The 16,217-nt window shown below is 69.4% G+C and carries 16 protein-coding genes and 1 tRNA gene; 9 read left to right on the forward strand and 8 right to left on the reverse strand.

The window, feature by feature from the left end; genetic code table 11:
- Positions 1-6: 6 nt before the first annotated feature.
- Entirely contained in the window at positions 7-2,259 is a 2,253-nt protein-coding gene (gene lonB, locus ACFQMF_RS06410; protein ID WP_256409311.1) for an ATP-dependent protease LonB, read from the reverse strand.
- Between the two features lie 170 nt (positions 2,260-2,429).
- On the opposite strand from lonB, the gene ACFQMF_RS06415 reads away from it, so the two are divergent.
- Positions 2,430-2,960, forward strand: coding sequence for a nicotinamide-nucleotide adenylyltransferase (locus ACFQMF_RS06415; RefSeq protein WP_256409312.1), 531 nt, complete (start codon positions 2,430-2,432; stop codon positions 2,958-2,960).
- Positions 2,961-3,084: 124 nt separating this feature from the next.
- Positions 3,085-3,918, forward strand: coding sequence for an SAM hydrolase/SAM-dependent halogenase family protein (locus ACFQMF_RS06420; protein ID WP_256409313.1), 834 nt, complete (start codon positions 3,085-3,087; stop codon positions 3,916-3,918).
- Positions 3,919-3,953: 35 nt separating this feature from the next.
- Here ACFQMF_RS06420 and ACFQMF_RS06425 read toward each other — a convergent pair whose 3' ends face one another.
- Positions 3,954-4,415, reverse strand: coding sequence for a DUF5793 family protein (locus tag ACFQMF_RS06425; RefSeq protein ID WP_256409314.1), 462 nt, complete (start codon positions 4,413-4,415; stop codon positions 3,954-3,956).
- A gap of 173 nt (positions 4,416-4,588) precedes the next feature.
- Between ACFQMF_RS06425 and ACFQMF_RS06430 the strand changes: the two genes are divergently transcribed.
- The 3 genes from ACFQMF_RS06430 to ACFQMF_RS06440 all read left to right on the forward strand — a co-directional run bounded on the left by ACFQMF_RS06430 (position 4,589) and on the right by ACFQMF_RS06440 (position 9,191).
- Positions 4,589-6,250, forward strand: a complete 1,662-nt coding sequence (locus tag ACFQMF_RS06430; protein ID WP_256409315.1) for a type II/IV secretion system ATPase subunit — start codon at positions 4,589-4,591, stop codon at positions 6,248-6,250.
- The gene (locus tag ACFQMF_RS06435) at positions 6,247-8,397 is read left to right on the forward strand and encodes a type II secretion system F family protein (protein ID WP_256409316.1); all 2,151 of its coding nucleotides are present in this window, start codon (positions 6,247-6,249) and stop codon (positions 8,395-8,397) included. The genes ACFQMF_RS06430 and ACFQMF_RS06435 overlap by 4 nt, the downstream gene beginning before the upstream one ends.
- A 92-nt stretch (positions 8,398-8,489) precedes the next feature.
- Positions 8,490-9,191, forward strand: a complete 702-nt coding sequence (locus ACFQMF_RS06440; RefSeq protein WP_256409317.1) for a class I SAM-dependent methyltransferase — start codon at positions 8,490-8,492, stop codon at positions 9,189-9,191.
- Between the two features lie 34 nt (positions 9,192-9,225).
- Here ACFQMF_RS06440 and ACFQMF_RS06445 read toward each other — a convergent pair whose 3' ends face one another.
- Both ACFQMF_RS06445 and ACFQMF_RS06450 read right to left on the reverse strand, forming a co-directional pair.
- Positions 9,226-9,510 (reverse strand): hypothetical protein, encoded by a 285-nt coding sequence (locus ACFQMF_RS06445; protein WP_256409318.1) that lies wholly within the window; start codon positions 9,508-9,510, stop codon positions 9,226-9,228.
- 13 nt (positions 9,511-9,523) lie between these two features.
- Entirely contained in the window at positions 9,524-10,048 is a 525-nt protein-coding gene (locus ACFQMF_RS06450) for a DoxX family protein (protein WP_256409319.1), read from the reverse strand.
- 245 nt (positions 10,049-10,293) lie between these two features.
- On the opposite strand from ACFQMF_RS06450, the gene ACFQMF_RS06455 reads away from it, so the two are divergent.
- From ACFQMF_RS06455 to ACFQMF_RS06465, 3 genes are all read left to right on the forward strand, one after another.
- Positions 10,294-10,364, forward strand: a tRNA-Gly gene (locus ACFQMF_RS06455).
- Between the two features lie 727 nt (positions 10,365-11,091).
- Positions 11,092-11,463, forward strand: coding sequence for a MarR family transcriptional regulator (locus ACFQMF_RS06460; RefSeq protein ID WP_256409320.1), 372 nt, complete (start codon positions 11,092-11,094; stop codon positions 11,461-11,463).
- Complete coding sequence (locus tag ACFQMF_RS06465; protein ID WP_256409321.1) at positions 11,460-11,810, forward strand: type II toxin-antitoxin system PemK/MazF family toxin; 351 nt, start codon at positions 11,460-11,462, stop codon at positions 11,808-11,810. The genes ACFQMF_RS06460 and ACFQMF_RS06465 overlap by 4 nt, the downstream gene beginning before the upstream one ends.
- 95 nt (positions 11,811-11,905) lie before the next feature.
- Here the strand turns inward: ACFQMF_RS06465 and ACFQMF_RS06470 are convergent, their stop codons facing one another.
- Positions 11,906-12,676, reverse strand: coding sequence for an SDR family NAD(P)-dependent oxidoreductase (locus ACFQMF_RS06470; protein ID WP_256409322.1), 771 nt, complete (start codon positions 12,674-12,676; stop codon positions 11,906-11,908).
- A 126-nt stretch (positions 12,677-12,802) separates the two neighbouring features.
- Positions 12,803-13,882: an NAD(P)/FAD-dependent oxidoreductase gene (locus tag ACFQMF_RS06475; RefSeq protein WP_256409323.1), complete on the reverse strand. Its 1,080-nt coding sequence runs from the start codon at positions 13,880-13,882 to the stop codon at positions 12,803-12,805.
- Between the two features lie 149 nt (positions 13,883-14,031).
- Between ACFQMF_RS06475 and ACFQMF_RS06480 the strand changes: the two genes are divergently transcribed.
- Positions 14,032-14,349 carry a hypothetical protein gene (locus tag ACFQMF_RS06480; protein WP_256409324.1) on the forward strand — a complete coding sequence of 106 codons (318 nt, stop codon included), beginning with the start codon at positions 14,032-14,034 and terminating at the stop codon, positions 14,347-14,349.
- 40 nt (positions 14,350-14,389) lie between these two features.
- Here the strand turns inward: ACFQMF_RS06480 and ACFQMF_RS06485 are convergent, their stop codons facing one another.
- Together ACFQMF_RS06485 and ACFQMF_RS06490 are read right to left on the reverse strand one after the other, a co-directional pair.
- On the reverse strand, positions 14,390-15,061 hold the full coding sequence (locus ACFQMF_RS06485) for a metallophosphoesterase family protein (protein ID WP_256409325.1): 672 nt from the start codon (positions 15,059-15,061) through the stop codon (positions 14,390-14,392).
- A 424-nt stretch (positions 15,062-15,485) separates the two neighbouring features.
- Positions 15,486-16,151 carry an O-methyltransferase gene (locus tag ACFQMF_RS06490; protein ID WP_256409326.1) on the reverse strand — a complete coding sequence of 222 codons (666 nt, stop codon included), beginning with the start codon at positions 16,149-16,151 and terminating at the stop codon, positions 15,486-15,488.
- Positions 16,152-16,217 lie beyond the last annotated feature (66 nt).

Consider the following 16,217-nt stretch of genomic DNA (forward strand, 5'->3'; position numbering starts at 1 on the left):
GCGGCCCTACTGCGGGCTCGGACTGGAGGGGCCGGAGACGCTCCCCTCCTTCAGGGCCGAGCCGGTGATCGACTTGAGCCGGGAGACGAGCGAGTCCTTCTCGGCCTCGCCCTCCAGCGCGATGTCGAGCACCTCGCTGATGTGCGAGACCGGGATGATCTCGATCATCTCCTCGTACTCGTCTTCGATCATCACGTCCTGCTCGTTCGCCTGCGGGATGATGACCCGGTCGCAGCCGGCCTTCGCGGCCGCCTCGATCTTGTGGGTCACGCCGCCGACGGGGAGCACGTCGCCCCGCACCGACAGCGAGCCGGTCATCGCGAGGCTCTGGTCGACGCCCACGTCCTCTAACGCGCTGATGACGGCGGTCGCGACCGTGATCGACGCGCTGTCCCCGTCGACGCCCTGCTGGCCCGTCTGGACGAACTGGATGTGGATGTCCATCTCCGAGATGTTCTCGTCGGAGAACTTCTTGATGATCGCCGAGACGTTCGACACCGCCTCCTGGGCCATCTCCTTCAGCTGGCCGGTGGCGATCACCTCGCCGGGGCCCTGCGAGGGCGTGACCTCGGCCATCACCGGGAGCATGATCCCGGAGTCCTCGCCCATCACGGCGAGCCCGTTGACGCGGCCGACGACGAACCCCTCGGAGACCTGCAGCTCGTAGTCCTTCCGGCGCTCGATGAAGTCGTCCGCGAGCTGCTGCTCGATGGAGCGCGAGCGCCCCTTCGCCTGCAACACGTGCTCGCGGGTGGTCATCTCGGCGTCCTCGCCGCGCGCGATGTCGCCCGCGACGCGGACCATCCCGCCGAGGTTCCGCATCTTCAGCGTGAGGTGGCCCTTCCGGCCGGAGCGGCGCTTGGCCTCGAGGATGATCTCCTCGACGGCCTCGGCCGAGAACTCCGGCAGGCGGCCGTCCTTCGCGACCTCCTGCGCGATGAACCGGACGTACTTCCGGCGCATCTCCGGGGTGTCCTCGATCGTGTCCTCCATGTACACCTCGTAGCCGTACCCCTTGATACGGCTCCGCAGCGCCGGGTGCATGTTCTCCATCGCGTCGAGGTTCCCGGCCGCGATCATGACGAAGTCGGTCGGGACGGGCTCGGTCTGGACCATCGCGCCCGAGGAGCGCTCGGACTGGCCCGTGATCGAGAACTCGCCCTCCTGGATCGCCGTCATGAGGTGCTGCTGACTGCGGATGTCGAGCGTGTTGATCTCGTCGATGAACAGCACGCCCTTGTTCGCCTTGTGGATGGCCCCGGCCTCGACGCGGTCGTGGCTGGGCGTCTCCATCCCGCCGGACTGGAACGGGTCGTGCCGGACGTCGCCGAGCAGCGCGCCGGCGTGCGCGCCGGTCGCATCGCGGAACGGCGCCGTCTTCGTGTCGCCGTTGTTCACCAGCAGGTTCGGGATCATCGCGTCCGACCCGCGGTTGAGGTAGCGGAAGACGAGGTAAACGACCCCGGCGGCGATGATGCCGACGAGGATCTGGCCGACGATGATGAGCGCGTAACCCAGCACGACGGCGATGATGATCCACATCAGCAGCGACCGCATCTGGTTGCGCTTGCGCGCCTCCTCGCGGTGCGCGTCGACGATCTGGTCGCCCTTCCCCGCCGGCACGGTCCGGACCTTCGGCTTGTTGCCGTCCTCCGGGTTGTGATAGACGAGGACGTCCTGGAGCTCCTCCTTCGGGAGCAGCTCCGACATCGCCTTCGCCAGCATCGACTTCCCGGTCCCGGGCGAGCCGATCATCATCACGTGGCGGCGCTGCTTGGCCGCCTTAATGATCACGTCGCGGGCGTGCTCCTGCCCGATCACCTGATCGACGAGGCGGTCGGGGATCTCGAGTTCGGCGGTGGAGTCGATCTTGAGCCCGCCGAGGAGGTCGTCCTCGTCCGGATCCTCCTCGATCTCGGCGCCCTCGACCTCGACGGAGCTCCCGAGCTCGTCGATGTCGCCGTTCTCGCTCTCTTCGGTGACACCCTCGGGGGTGACGCCGGTCTCGTCCCCGCGGCTCGCTCCGGCGCCATCCGGGCCGGGACCGTCGACGACGATCCCGTCGTCCCAGACCTCGTCCGGCTCCTCGCCGGCTGCCGACTCGTCGGCCTCGTCCGGCGCGTGCGCGCCGTCGTCGGGAGCGACGTCGTCGGGGGCGTCCTCGCCGTTCCCCGCCGGATCCGAGCCCTCAGAGCCCGTCTCGTCGGGCTGCTCGGGGTCGTCGGCCGGCGGGTCGTTCGCGTCCTTTTCGTTGCTCATAGAATCGGGTATCGCTAGTGAAAACGAAGGGTCGGCTACTGATATACTTTCTCCCCGCAGGCGGTTCGTCGGGATCCAGCGAAACGCCGCTGAGAGCGGGTATGGGCCCCGATATTGCCGTTCGAGCGGTCCCGCGGGGTTTATAAATAGTGGCTGCCCAACGTGCACCCATGCGCGGGTTCTACATCGGGCGGTATCAGCCGTTTCACGACGGCCACCGGCATATGGTCGAGGAGATCGCCGGGGAGGTCGACGAGCTCGTCCTGGGGATCGGCTCCGCCGGCGACTCCCACACCACCCGGAACCCGTTCACGGCCGGCGAGCGCGTGATGATGGTGACGAAGGCGGTCGAGCACCTCGACGTCACCACCTACGTCGTGCCCATCGAGGACCTCGACCGCAACTCGGTCTGGGTGAGCCACGTCCAGAGCATGACCCCGCGGTTCGACGTGGCCTACTCGAACAACCCCCTCGTCGTCCGGCTGTTCGAGGAGGCCGGCGTCGAGGTGCGCGGCTCCCCCATGTTCCGCCGCGACGTCCTGGAGGGGACGGAGCTGCGCGAGCGGATGATCCACGGCCACGACTGGGAGGAGCTCGTCCCGGAGACCGTGATCGACGTGATCGAGGAGGTCGACGGCGTCGAGCGCATCCGCCGGATCGCCGAGACCGACACGAACGGCGAGCCGCCGACGGACGCGTAGCCGTCGAACTCGCGGTCGCCGTCGCCGGACGTGCAGTCGCCGTCGGCAGACGCGCGGTCGCCGTCGAACCCGACCGGACGCGCAGTCGCCGCCTTTTAAACGTCGGCCGCCCTGCGGATCGCTCATGATAACGCTCACCTCCGACTTCGGCTCGCCGTACCCGGCCGCGATGAAGGGCGTGATCCGCCGTCACACGGATGCCGAGATGATCGACGTCGCTCACGACCTCCCGCGCGGGGACCCGCGGGCGGCCGCCTTCTGGCTGCGCTTCGTCCTCCCGGAGTTCCCGCCCGCCGTCCACTGCGCCGTCGTCGACCCCGGCGTCGGCACCGACCGGGACGCGCTCGTCGTCCGCGCCGGCGCGCACGTCCTGGTCGCGCCCGACAACGGGCTCGCGATGCCGCCGGCGCGGGCGCTCGCGGAAGGGGACGCGGCGGCCGAGGTCGAGGCGTTCGTCGTCGACGTCGAGGAGCCCGCGAGCCAGACGTTCCATGGCCGCGACGTGTTCGCGCCGGTCGCGGCGCGGATCCGCGCGAGGCTCGACGGCGGGCCGGCGGCCGCGGGGCCCGAGGGAGTCGCGGCCGCGCTCGACTCGACGGACGAGCTCTCGCCCGCGGCCGACCCCGTCGACATCGCGTTCCCCGAGCCGACCGTCGAGCGCGACGACGACGGCGACCCCGTCGCCGTCGACGGCGAGGTGCTCGTGATCGACCGGTTCGGCAACGTCGTCACGAACGTCCCGGGCGAGCTGGTCCGCGGCAGCGACTGGATCCGCGTCGACGGCGAGCTCACGCCCGTCGCGGAGACGTTCGGCGCGGTCGACCCCGGCGACCGGCTCGTCACCGTCGGGAGCCACGGCTACGTGGAGTGCGACGTCAACGACGGCCGCGGCGACGGCGCGTTCGACCTGCGGCCGGGCGACGAGGTGCGCCTGGTCGGCGACAACGTGAGCATCTAGGCGGTCGCGGGGACGGGGAAGAGCCGGGGACCGGCCTACAGCTCCACGCCGGAGGGGATCAGGCTCTCGCTGCGGAGGAGGTTCCCCTCGTGGTCGTACACGAGGAACGTGTCCTTGTCGTAGGCGACGAGCCGCTCGCCCTCGACGTCGATCTCGACCCGGTAGCGGGCGTCCTCGTCGCCGGCCGAGTCGCGCGCGGCGTGGATGAAGGGGAGGACGTCCGTGGCGGTCTCGTTGAGCTCCAACACGAAGTCCCCGGTGTATCGGTTCGTCACGCCGACCACGCCCTCCGGGTCGGCGGCGTCCGAGAGCGGCTCTCGGAGCCGGAACGCCACGTCGACCTCGGCGGCCTCCAGCAGCTCGCCGTCCGTGTCCGAGAGCCGGTCGCGCAGGAGTCCCTCCGGCCCGTGGAAGTCGATCCGGACCAGGGGCGTCGCCCGGTCGTCGGCGTCGTCGCCGACGCCCTCGACGGTCAGTTCGAAGTAGTCACGCCGCATTGCCTGTTAGGCTCTTTGCGGTCGGCACCTATCAACGTAACGGGCGACGCCCGGTACGGACGGGTCAGACGGGGCGAGCGCCGCGCGCTCGGGTCGGCGACGCCCCCGGCCTCACGGCCGATAATCGCCCGGTGGAATTTAAACGGCCACGCCGCATACGGCCACGTAACCAGATGGCGAGCGAGCCGAGCGAGGACGGCGGAGACCGCGTCGCGGCCCTCCGGCGACGGCTCTCGCGAACGTGGGAGATGCTGCGGGGATCGGAGCTCGATGTCCGCCCCTTCCGCCCGGGCGAGGACGGCCCGCTCGCCTCCTTCGCCGTGCCGGACGGCGAGCGCGAGGTCGACCGCTACTGGGTGAACGCCCCCTACGCGTACGTCGTGATCACCTACGACGACGCGGAGAGCGAACACCGGTACTACGCGGTCGAGCCGGACCTCGACGAGTTCGAGCGCGAGCTCCTCGACCGCGTCGTCGACGACATCCGGGACCCCCTGCTCTACCGCGAGGGGTCCGGCAAGACCGACGAGGAGACGCTCCGCGAGGAGCTGAAGGGCCTGTTGGAGGGGTACGGCGTCGACGCCGACATGGCGACGTTCCACGCGCTCGCCTACTACCTCTACCGCGACTTCCGCGGCTACGGGAAGGTCGACCCGCTCCTGAACGACCGCCACATCGAGGACGTCTCCTGTGACGGCTACGACCTCCCGATCTTCGTCTACCACGACGACTACACCGACATCGAGACGAACGTCTCGTTCCCGAAGGAGGAGCTCGACAACTACGTCATCCGACTGGCCCAGCAGTCCGGCCGTCACGTCTCCGTCGGCGACCCCATCGTGGAGACGACGCTGCCCGACGGCTCCCGCGCCGAGCTCGCGCTCGGCGAGGAGGTGACGCCCCGCGGCTCCGCGTTCACGATCCGCCAGTACGCCGAGGACCCGTTCACGCCGATCGACCTCGTGGAGTACGGCACGTTCTCGGTCGAGCAGATGGCGTACTTCTGGCTCTGTATCGAGCACAACAAGAGCCTCATCTTCGCGGGCGGCACCGCCTCCGGGAAGACCACGTCGATGAACGCGGTGTCGATGTTCGTCCCGCCGCGCGCGAAGGTGCTCACCATCGAGGACACCCGCGAGCTCTCCCTCTACCACGACAACTGGCTCTCCTCGGTCACCCGCGAGCGCCGCTACGAGGGGACCGACATCGACATGTACGACCTGCTCCGCTCGGCGCTGCGCCACCGCCCGGAGTACATCGTCGTGGGCGAGGTGCGCGGCGACGAGGCGATCACGCTGTTCCAGGCGATGAACACGGGTCACACCACCTTCTCGACGATGCACGCCGACTCGATCGAGACGGTGATCAACCGGCTGGAGAACGAGCCGATCAACGTGCCGCGGGCGATGGTGCAGTCGCTCGACATGCTCTCGATCCAGACGCTGACCCGCTCGGGCGACCAGCGCGTCAGGCGCGCGAAGACGATCGGCGAGATCGGCGGGATCGACCAGCGCACCGGCGAGCTCGACTACTCGTCGGCGTTCGAGTGGAACGCGGAGGCCGACGAGTTCCGTCGCAACGACTCGTCGCTCATGGAGGAGATCGCCGACGAGCGCGGCTGGTCCCGCTCCGAGCTGCTCCGCGAGATCCGGCGCCGCGAGCGCTTCCTGGAGCTGCTCCGCGCGCTCGGCATCACCGACTACCGGACGTTCACGGCCCTCGTCAACGAGTACTACGCCGACCCCGAACGCGTCATGGACCGGCTCGACGCGCGCGCGGCGGACGCCGACGGCGTCGAGGTGCCCGCGTCCGAGGTCACGGACGCGCCGCGATGATCGCCTCGGTCCCCCTCTTCGCCGCGCTCGGGCTCTGTCTGGCGCTGCTGCTGCCGGCCGTCTCCGACCGCGCCGACCTGCTGGTCACCCGGATCGCGCTCTCGCTGTTCGGGGACTACGTCGCCGAGGACGGCCCCCGGCGACGGCGCCAGCGCGACCTGCTGCACGCCGCCCACGTCGACGCCACCCACCGCGCGTACGCCTCCCGGACCCTGCTGTACGCCGGCGTGCTCGGCGTCGCGGGCAGCGTCCTCGGAGTATACGCGGCCGCCGCGCTCCTCTCCGCGCTCGATGTCGGCGAGGCGGCGATCCGCGCGTTCCTGCCGGCCGCGCTCTCCTTCCTCGCCGGGCTCGCGGGGCTCGCGTCGCTCTCGCTCCCGCGGCTGTTCCTCCTCCTGACGTTCGCCTCGGCGACGCTCGGCTCCGCGCTCGCGGCCGGGACGTACTACGGGCGGTGGGAGCTGCTGAGCCAGCGCGCGCACGCCAGGGCGGCCGAGATCGACGCCACCCTCCCGCGGACGGTCGCGTTCATGTACGCGCTCTCGCGGTCGGGGATGGCGTTCCCGCGGGTGATGGACACGCTCGCGGAGAACGAGGCGGTGTACGGCGAGGCGGCCACCGAGCTGTCGGTCGCCGTCCGCGACATGAACGCGTTCGGCACGGACGCGCTGACCGCGCTCCAGCGCACCGCGCGCCGGACGCCGAGCGACGACCTGGCCGACTTCTCGGAGAACCTCGCCTCGGTCCTCGGCACCGGCCAGTCGATCTCGGCGTTCCTCGCCGACCAGTACGAGCTGTACCAGGAGGAGGCCGAGTCGAAACAGGAGCGCTACCTGGAGCTGCTCTCGACGTTCGCGGAGGCGTACGTCACGGCGCTGGTCGCCGGCCCGCTCTTCTTCATCACCATCCTCGTCGTCATCGGGCTCGTCCTCGCGGACACGCTCCCGCTGCTCCGCGTCGTCGTCTACCTCGGCGTCCCGCTCGCGACGTTCGGGTTCGTCGTCTACGTCGACAGCGTGACGCAGGGGGTCGGCGGCACGGAGACCGTCGACCTCTCCGAGGCGTCCGACGACGGGACGGGCGGCGGGGGAGGCGAGGGGACGGGCGACTCGCCCGGCGACGCCCCGGGCGTCGCGGCCGACGGAGGCGTCGCGGACGGGACCGGCCGCGACCGCTGGGCCGCCAGCCGCGAGCGGCTCCGGGCGTACGACCGGGTCCGGCGGCTGCGACGGTGGGCCGCGTCGCCGGTCGAGAACGCGGTCCGGGCCCCGCGGACGTCGTTCCTCGTGACCGTCCCGCTCGCGCTCCTCGGGCTGCTCGTCTTCGCCTTCCCGGTCACGCTCGGCCCGGCGACCGAGATGGTCGCGCAGGTGGAGACCCAGGTCGTCGTCGCGACGGCGCTCGTCCTCGCGGTCTACGCGGTCGTCTACGAGGTCGGGAAGCGCCGCACCCGCCGGGTCGAGTCGTCGGTGCCTGACTTCCTCGACCGGCTCGCGAGCGTCAACGAGGCCGGCACCTCCGTCGTCGGCAGCGTCAGGCGGGTCGCCGACTCCAACCTGGAGGCGCTGACGGACGACCTGAAGCGCACCCGACGCGACATCGACTGGGGCGCCGACGTGAGCACCGCGCTCCGCCGGCTGGAGCGCCGCGTCCGGTCGCCCATGACCTCCCGGGCCGTGGCGCTCGTGACGAACGCGATGCACGCGAGCGGCGACATCGGTCCCGTGCTCCGGATCGCGGCCGACGAGTCGCGCGCGACGTGGTCGCTCCGCAAGGAGCGCCGACAGGTGATGTTGACGTACCTCATCGTGATCTACATCTCCTTCCTCGTCTTCCTCGGGATCATCGCCTCCCTGTCCGTCTCCTTCATCCCGGCCATCGAGCAGGCGGCGATCCCGAGCGCCGGCGGCGACGCGGGCGGCGTCCCCGGCGCGCCCGGCGGCCCCTCCGGGATTACCGAGGGACTCGGCGACATCGACGCGTCCGCCTACGAGCAGCTGTTCTTCCACGCCGCGGCCGTGCAGGCCGTCTGCTCCGGCCTCGTCGCCGGTCAACTCGGCGAGGGGTCCGTCAGGGACGGCGCGAAGCACGTGGTCGTCCTCCTCGCGCTGACGCTCCTCACGTTCGCCGTCATCGACCTGGTGTGACGGGCCGCGTCGGTCGGGGGTCGCCGGTCCCTCGTCGTTCCCGACCCGTCGCCGTCCACCGGAGCTATGTCGCTCGACCCCGACCGTCCGGCATGGAGCCGGACCCGCGGTCGACGTACGACCGCATCGCCGCGCACTTCGCGAAGACCCGCGAGCACGCGTGGCCGGAGGTCGAGTCGTTCCTGACGGGGCGCTCGGCGACGCGCGCGCTCGACGTCGGCTGCGGGAACGGGCGCCACGCGGAGCCGCTCGCGGAGCGCGCCGAGTCGGTCGTCGGCGTCGACCTGAGCCGCGAGCTCCTGCGCGAGGCGACGGCTCGCGCCCGCGAGCGCGGTTACGCCCGCTCGTTCGATCCGGTCCACGGCGACGCCGCCGCCCTCCCCGTCGCCGACGACGCGGTCGACCTCGCGGTCTACGTCGCCGCGCTCCACCACCTCTCGCCGCGCGCCGCCCGCGTCCGGAGCCTCGACGAGCTCGCGCGCGTCCTCGCGCCCGGCGGCGTCGCGCTCGTGAGCGCGTGGAGCACCGCCCACGACCGCTTCGACCGGGAGGCGGGGTTCGACACGACCGTCGACTGGACGCTCCCCGACGGGGAGGTCGTCCCCCGCTACTACCACGTCTACTCGCCCGCGGAGTTCGACCGCGACCTCGCCGAGAGCGACCTCGACCCCGTCGACGTCGACGTCTCCAGCGGGAACTGCTACGCCGTGGTCGCCGCGTCCGACGACGAGTCCGGTTCGCCGGCCGACGCGGGGCTCGGCGACGGGTCGTCGAACGCGGGCGCAGAAGAGTAGCCGCGCCGCCTTCCGCGGCGGTCGGGCCGCGGTCTCAGTCGGCGACGGTCTCGTGACCGGTCGCCGCGTCGTCCGCGAGCGGCGTCACGATCTTGTACACCGCGTAGAGGCCGAGCACCGCGACCCCGGCCAACACGACGCCGGTCCGGACCTGCGGCGAGATCAGCGGCGCCGCCACGACCTCGCCCGCGTCGTTGGTCATCGGGACCGGGCTGTACGGGGGGCCGACGAGGATCTCTACGATCCCCATGCCGACGATCCCGAGCAGCATCAGTCCCGCGCTCAGCGCCATCGCCGCCTTGTCGATGATGTCAGTCATGATCTGTCACCTCTTAACCGAGCAGGTAGCGGAGCTTCGGGTGCCGTTCGACGACGTCGAGCTTCTCGATGACCGCGTCGAGGCCGTAGTAGCGGCCGGCCGCGAGCACGATCATCGTCATGAACAGCAGCAGCCCCATGAAGTCGCTGTTGACGAGCCCGTGGGCGAAGCCGGCGTTACCGACCCAGAACAGGACCATGAAGATGACCCCGCCGAAGGCGGCGAACCGAGTGAACGCGCCCGCGATCAGCGCGAGGCCGATCAGGGTCTCGAAGAGGGGCACGCCGGGCTCGATGAGCCACGCGAGGTTGTTCCCCATCCAGACGGGGATCCCGCCCAGCGCGGTGCCGGTCATCCCCTTCATGTACGCCGGCCCGGACGTAAACGCGAACCCACTCTCGATTACCTTCGTGATCCCGGCGTGGAAGAACCACCAGCCGGTGACCACGCGCAGGAAGGCGATCCAGTACGCCGCCCACGGACCGTCAAGCGCGAACTCGACCTCGTCGACGAGCGGATTCCCCGATTGGTATGACATCGTGTTCACCTCACGGGTGAACGTTGGACGCGCACCCGTATATGTACACGACCGCCTTCTAAACGGCTGAAAAGCGTTCTAAGCGCACGGGAACGGCCCGCGATACTGTGGCATTTTAAATACACCCCCGGACGGTCGGAGCGGTCTCGGCGTCCAGATCGCCCGGCCCGCCGTCGGCAACACGGAACGTTTATTGGATTCGTTGGGCCTACGTCTACACGCGTCAGCGACGGACGCACCCGTGCGCGCCGGTGGTCTAGTGGTAGGACCTGAGCCTTCCAAGCTCATGGCCCGGGTTCAAATCCCGGCCGGCGCAGTTTCCCGCACAGCGCGAACGAGGAGTGACAGCGACGAGTGAGTTCGTGCGGGAAACTGCGCCGAGGGTTTGAACCCTGGAAGTCGCAGCCCGCGCAGCGAGCGGAGCGAGCGAGCAGGACCGTCTTCCTCCGGTTCAAATCCCGGCCGGCGCACTCTCCGACAGAGAACTTCTCTGTAGTCAATTCTCTATCCAGTGCTATCGGAAAGAATATCAGTCGAAAAGTGGTCCTACCACTAAATCTGAGCTGGTCCAGATCTTATCATTATTCGGGAGTATTGAATAGCACAGTTCAGCTATCTCGTGGTCTGAGCTAAGAACGGTGCGAACGAGAATACTTTCCGACTCAAAGATCGGTGACGCCGACTCGATGCGTCGTTACGAGAAGGTGTCGTCTGTCGTGACTACCGGTTCCACCTCATCAAGTGGCGATCTCTACTCTCTCCCCGACTCGATGAGGTAATCTATCTCTGTCACCCGATATAATTGCTCGAAAATGAGAATTTTCTGGCTGAGATTCTGGGTATTGGTTTCGTCACTTTGGGTTACGAAACCACCGTTGGGTAGTTACGGTGTACTCAACGATCATAGTAGTTGAGACTGGCCGTCTCAATGGATACGATTCTCGAACTGCTTCAACGAGGCTAGGACGGAGCATGCCTTTCAGCAGTTTCGTCACTTTCAAACCTAACACTTATTACAGTTGACACCGTATTTCTACTCAGCGATGTCCATCGACCGAGATACCTTCGAGAAGACGAGCGAGGACGAACTCGAGGAACTTTCCGTCCCGGATCAGGTCCTCGGATTTCTCGCCGCCAACGATGATCGCGCGTTCAAGGCCCGCGAAATCGCCTCTCAGATCGGTCTCGATGAGGGCGCGGTCAGCACCGCGCTCTCGAGACTGAAGGACCGCGATTTCGTCGAACACAAAGCGACGTACTGGGCGATAACCGACGACACAGAGCGACTCGACGGATACAGCGGGTACGAACGAGCGACCGCCCTGTTCAACCAGCGACTCGGTACAGAGGACAAGGAGTCCTGGCGCGAACACGCACCCGAGGAACCGCATCCGAGCGTCGAGGACGAACAGTGACCGAGGAAGAGAGACCGATTTTCGAGCGTGGCGACGTCGTCTACGGAGATGATCCGTTCAAAAGCGAGGAAGATGCTCGGCCCTGGCTCATTCTCTCGAATCACGAAGGCCGTCCGTTCCACGGCGAGCAGTATATCGCGCTCACGTTGACGTCGAAATCCTGGATGCACGGCCTGATCGACGTTCCCGGTGAGAGTTGGCTTCGTGGTGGGATCCCGGATGTGAGCCGGATTGTCCCGTGGGGAGTCCAATCGATCGACCACGAGGATATCGACTTCTGGCAAGGTCGCCTTGACAGCGATGTCGTCGACGAGGCGGTTGCCGCGCTCGTCGAAGAACTACACTAGTGGAGACGCGTTGAGATACTATTCACTCGACGGTCTTCCACTGAAATCGCCGTAGCCCTCGGAGGCGATGCGCTGCTCACGCCGCGACCGAGGCCTTACAGACTCGCTCCGCCGTCGACCCACACCGTCTCGCCCGTCACGTAGCCCGCGCCCTCGGAGGCGAGGTAGAGGTACGCGTCGCGCAGGTCCGCCGGCGTCCCGGCTCTGGAGGGGAGCCCGTCCGACTCCTCGATCTCGCTCGCCTCCTCGGCCCATCCCTCTCGGATCTCGGTGGCGATCGGTCCGGGAGCGACCGCGTTCACCCGGACCCCGTGCTCGTCGAGTTCGAGCGCCGCGCTCCGGGTGAGCATCTGGATCCCGCCCTTCGTCGCGGCGTAGTGGGAGTGATTCTGCTCCGCGCGCTCGGCCGTCGTCGACGACGTGTTCACGATCGCGCCGTCGACGCCGCGGTCGACCATGTCCCGCGCGGCCAGCTGCGTGCCGAAGAAGGCGCCCCTGAGGTTGACGCCGTGGACGTGATCGAAGTCCTCGGGGTCGACGTCGAGGAACTTCAGGCTCCGGTGGACGCCCGCGTTGTTCACCATCACGTCGACCCCGCCGAACTCGCGGGCCGCCTCGATCACCGACTCGATCTGGCTCGGCTCCGAGACGTCGGTCTCGACGAAGCGGGCGGTCCCGCCGCGCTCCTCGACGAGCTCGTGCGTGGGGGTCTCGGCGCCGACGTCTTTCGGTTCCGCCCGGAGGTCGGCGTTGATCACGGTCGCGCCCGCGTCGCCGAACCCGGTCGCGACCGCGCGGCCGATCCCGCTCGACCCGCCCGTGACCACGACCGTCTCGTCGGAGAAGTCCGCGCTGATGGTTCCCATACCGACGCTCGGACGCAGCGGATCAAAAAAGGTCGGTCTCGCGGGCCCGCGAGCGGGCCCCGATCGCGTTCCGCGGCGTCGGTCCGTCCGGTCTCGGTCGTCGCATCCCGTCTCAGTCGTCCCGTCTCAGTCGTCGTCGGCCGCGGGCCGCTCCGCCTCCGAGTCGGCGCCCGCCTCGGTCCGGGGGCCGCCGGCGTGCCCCTCGTGGGCGACCGCGGTCGCCAGCAGCTCGGGCGAGATCGCGGGCACGTCCTCCTCGGAGACGGGCCCGTCCCGCGCGATCTCCTCGGTGGAGCGGGGGAACTCGCGGAGGTCCTTGTGCAGCGCGATCCCGGCCTTGGCGCCCTGTCCCAGCGCGACCGGAACCTGGTTGTGGCCGGGCGTCACGTCGCCGACGGCGTACACGCCGTCGACGCTCGTGCGGCCGTGGTCGTCGACGTCGATCTCGCCGCCCTCAGTGAGGTCGCAGCCGAGCCCCTCGGCCAGCGCGGTGTTGTAGTCGGAGCCGTACATCGGGAAGCCGCCGCGGTACTCGCGGCGCGACCCGTCCTCGAACTCCATCGCCTCCAGCCAGCCGGAGTCGGGGTCGTTCTCGACCCCGGCCACGTCCTCGTGAACGATATCGACGGGGTGCGACTCCAGCTGGGCCGCCGTCTCCTCGCTCCACGTCGGCTCCGCGCCGCGGGTCAGGAGGTCCACGTCGTCCGTCAGGTTCAGCATGATCATCGCGACGTGGGCGGCGACCTCGCCGTGGCCCATCACGTACACCGGCTCGTCGACGAACATGTAGGCGTCGCAGTGGAGACACCAGTGAAGCCCCCTCGCGTTCCGGGGAAGCGGCGGGTCCGGGCGCTCGTCGGAGAAGCCGGTCGCGAGCACGACGCGGTCCGCGAGGAACTCGGCGTCGTTCGTCGTCAGCCGGAAGCGACCCTCCTCAGTCTCGGTCACGTCGGTGACGAAGCCGCGCTCGAACGTCCCGCCGTACGACTCAACCTGCTCGCGGCCGGTCTCGAGCAGCTCGTTGCCGGAGACCTCCTCGGTGACGCCGATCACGTTGTGCGTGTCGGCCATCATCGCCGCGCGGCCGCCGCCGCGGTCGATCAGCGCCGTCTCGTGTCCCAGGCGGGCCCCGTACAGGGCGGTCGTCAGCCCGGCCGGCCCGCCGCCGACGACCGCGATCTCGTACTCGTCGTCTACCGAACTCATTGCCGGATCGTACGCGACCCATCGGTTTAAATGAAGCCGTGCTGTGCGCGGTCCGCGGCCATCCCGGGCGGCGGTCCCGCCCGGTTCGGGTCCCGCGATTCCGCGCGTCTCCCGGAAGCTTATTACGATCCGTCGCTTCGGTCGTGCCAGTGCCCTCGCGACTCGCCGCCGCGCTCGCTCTCCTCGCCGTCGGCGCCGTCGCCGACGTGGCGTCCACCTACGTCGCGATCGCGGGCGGACAGTACGTCGAGGGCTCTCCCGTCGGCGGCGCCTTCATCGCCGCGTTCGGGCTCGTTCCCGGAATGCTCCTCACCAAGGTCGCGGGGATGGTCGTCATCGGGATCCCGGTCGCGGTCGCGGGCGGGACCCGGCGGCTCGTCGCGACGCTGATGTGCGCCGGCGTCGGTCTCCTCTCGCTCGCGACCGCCGCGCGGAACGTCCTGCTCCTCCTCGGGCTCTGGCCGTGACCCGGACTGTTCCCTCCGCGGTGGCGCGGCGGTCCCGTCCTCACTTACCCTGATAAAGCCGATCCGCGGTGCGCTCCGGGAGCCCCGCCTCGGCGACCGCCTCGCGCACCCGATCGACGTCGTACGCGACCCGTTCGAGCGCGACCTCGTCGGTCGCCGCGTCGAGCACGGCGTAGCCGGCCTCCGGGTCGCCGTCGCGCGGCTGGCCGACGCTCCCGGGGTTGACGACGACGCCGCCCCCGACCGACCGCTTCCCCTGCACGTGCGTGTGCCCGAGGACGATACCGTCGTACCCGTCCATGTGTCGGTCCAGCGTCGGGAACTCCTCGGGGTAGACGTAGGCGTCCTCGCGCTCGGCCGCGGGGTGCGAGTGCACCAGCAGGTACCGCCCGCCCGCGAACGTCTCGGCCCGCGGGAGCCCGCCGAGCCACGCGAGCTGGTCCGCTGAGAGCGTCGCCTTCGCGTGTTCGAGCCCGGCCTCCGCCATGCGGTTGGCGCGGTAGCGCTCGGGGGTCTCGACGGTTCGGTCGTGGTTGCCCCGGACCGTCTTCGCGGCGACCTCGCGCACGCGCTCGACGCACTCGGCCGGCCACGGGTTGTACCCGATCACGTCGCCGGCGCAGACGATCCGGTCGACCGCGGGCATGTCGTCGAGGACGGCGTCGAGCGCCGGGAGGTTCGCGTGGACGTCCGAGATGAGCCCCACCTTCATCGGATCGGGGTTGGAGGGCGACGCCCGAATAGCTTCGGCCGATACGTCGTGTCGTGCGGGGGTGAGCGTGAGAGTGTCGAAGCTGTCGATTGGGTATAAATTCGGGTAGTGGACCGCAGACCGACGGCGAACACCTCCGAAGCCCCAGCCGTTCTCGGCTCCCACAGCTCGCTGCGGTCCTCGGTCGCTACGCTCCCTGCGGTCCTTGCGTCGCTGGGGTTCGCCGAGAACGGCCGCCCCTTCGAGTCCCACCCGTACAGCACCGCAACCGCGCCTCGCACCTCCCCAGCCTCATCGCCCGGTCTCCGCTTCGCTCCGACCGGGCGACTCCCTCGCGCGTGCGACTCGCGGCCGCCGAGGGCGGCCGCTCGCAGGCACGCGCCGACCGCAGATTCGGTTATAAACCGTCCGCGTCGCCGTCCCCTCACGCCACCTTCGTCGACACCGCGATCCCGTTGCCGACCGGGAGGACCGCGGTCTCGACCGCGTCGTCCGAGCGCACGGTGCCGACGTACTCGCCGATCCCGCGGGTCTCCTCGTCGACCTCGGGGTCCGGCAGCGGCACGCCGTCCTCGAAGTGCGCCACGAGGTCACCGAGGTCGATCGGTCCCCTCGTGACGTTGTCGGCGACGATCACGCCCCCGGTCCGGACCTTCGGGAGGACGGTGCGGTAGGCCTCGGCGTACCGGCCCTTCTGGTGGTCGATGAGGACGACGTCGAACGGGCCGTCGTAGCGCTCGACCGTCTCCATCGCGTCGCCCACCTCGAAGGTGACGCTGTCGGCGTACCCGCCGTCGGCGGCGAACCGGACGCCGCGCTCGGCCTCGTCCTCGTCGAACTCCGTGCAGATCACCGCCTCGGCGCCGCCGCGCAGGAACCACGTCGCGGAGTAGCCGAAGCCGGAGCCGAACTCGAAGACGCGCCGGGCGTCGGTCAGGCGGGCGAGCAGCCGGAGCACCGCGCCGGCCTCCGGCCCGATGATCGGGAACCCCCAGTCGTCGGCCAACTCGGTCATCGCCGCCTGCGTCTCGGTGTGTGCCGGCGCCGTCGCGGCGAGGAAGCGCTCGGCCGGGTCTGAGAGGACGTCCATGCGTGCGAATGGACCGCACGGCACTTGAAACCGGTCGCCGAGACCGGTCGGGCGCCCTCCGCGACG

The organism is Halorubrum rutilum, assembly GCF_042665015.1.
GTDB lineage: Archaea > Halobacteriota > Halobacteria > Halobacteriales > Haloferacaceae > Halorubrum > Halorubrum rutilum.

Coding starts and splice junctions, on each gene's coding strand:
- ACFQMF_RS06415 (WP_256409312.1), top strand. CDS start 2,430: ATGCGCGGGTTCTACATCGGGCGGTATCAGCCGTTTCACGACGGCCAC.
- ACFQMF_RS06425 (WP_256409314.1), bottom strand. CDS start 4,415: ATGCGGCGTGACTACTTCGAACTGACCGTCGAGGGCGTCGGCGACGAC.
- ACFQMF_RS06490 (WP_256409326.1), bottom strand. CDS start 16,151: ATGGACGTCCTCTCAGACCCGGCCGAGCGCTTCCTCGCCGCGACGGCG.
- ACFQMF_RS06450 (WP_256409319.1), bottom strand. CDS start 10,048: ATGTCATACCAATCGGGGAATCCGCTCGTCGACGAGGTCGAGTTCGCG.
- ACFQMF_RS06475 (WP_256409323.1), bottom strand. CDS start 13,882: ATGAGTTCGGTAGACGACGAGTACGAGATCGCGGTCGTCGGCGGCGGG.
- lonB (WP_256409311.1), bottom strand. CDS start 2,259: ATGAGCAACGAAAAGGACGCGAACGACCCGCCGGCCGACGACCCCGAG.
- ACFQMF_RS06420 (WP_256409313.1), top strand. CDS start 3,085: ATGATAACGCTCACCTCCGACTTCGGCTCGCCGTACCCGGCCGCGATG.
- ACFQMF_RS06440 (WP_256409317.1), top strand. CDS start 8,490: ATGGAGCCGGACCCGCGGTCGACGTACGACCGCATCGCCGCGCACTTC.
- ACFQMF_RS06470 (WP_256409322.1), bottom strand. CDS start 12,676: ATGGGAACCATCAGCGCGGACTTCTCCGACGAGACGGTCGTGGTCACG.
- ACFQMF_RS06430 (WP_256409315.1), top strand. CDS start 4,589: ATGGCGAGCGAGCCGAGCGAGGACGGCGGAGACCGCGTCGCGGCCCTC.
- ACFQMF_RS06445 (WP_256409318.1), bottom strand. CDS start 9,510: ATGACTGACATCATCGACAAGGCGGCGATGGCGCTGAGCGCGGGACTG.
- ACFQMF_RS06460 (WP_256409320.1), top strand. CDS start 11,092: ATGTCCATCGACCGAGATACCTTCGAGAAGACGAGCGAGGACGAACTC.
- ACFQMF_RS06435 (WP_256409316.1), top strand. CDS start 6,247: ATGATCGCCTCGGTCCCCCTCTTCGCCGCGCTCGGGCTCTGTCTGGCG.
- ACFQMF_RS06485 (WP_256409325.1), bottom strand. CDS start 15,061: ATGAAGGTGGGGCTCATCTCGGACGTCCACGCGAACCTCCCGGCGCTC.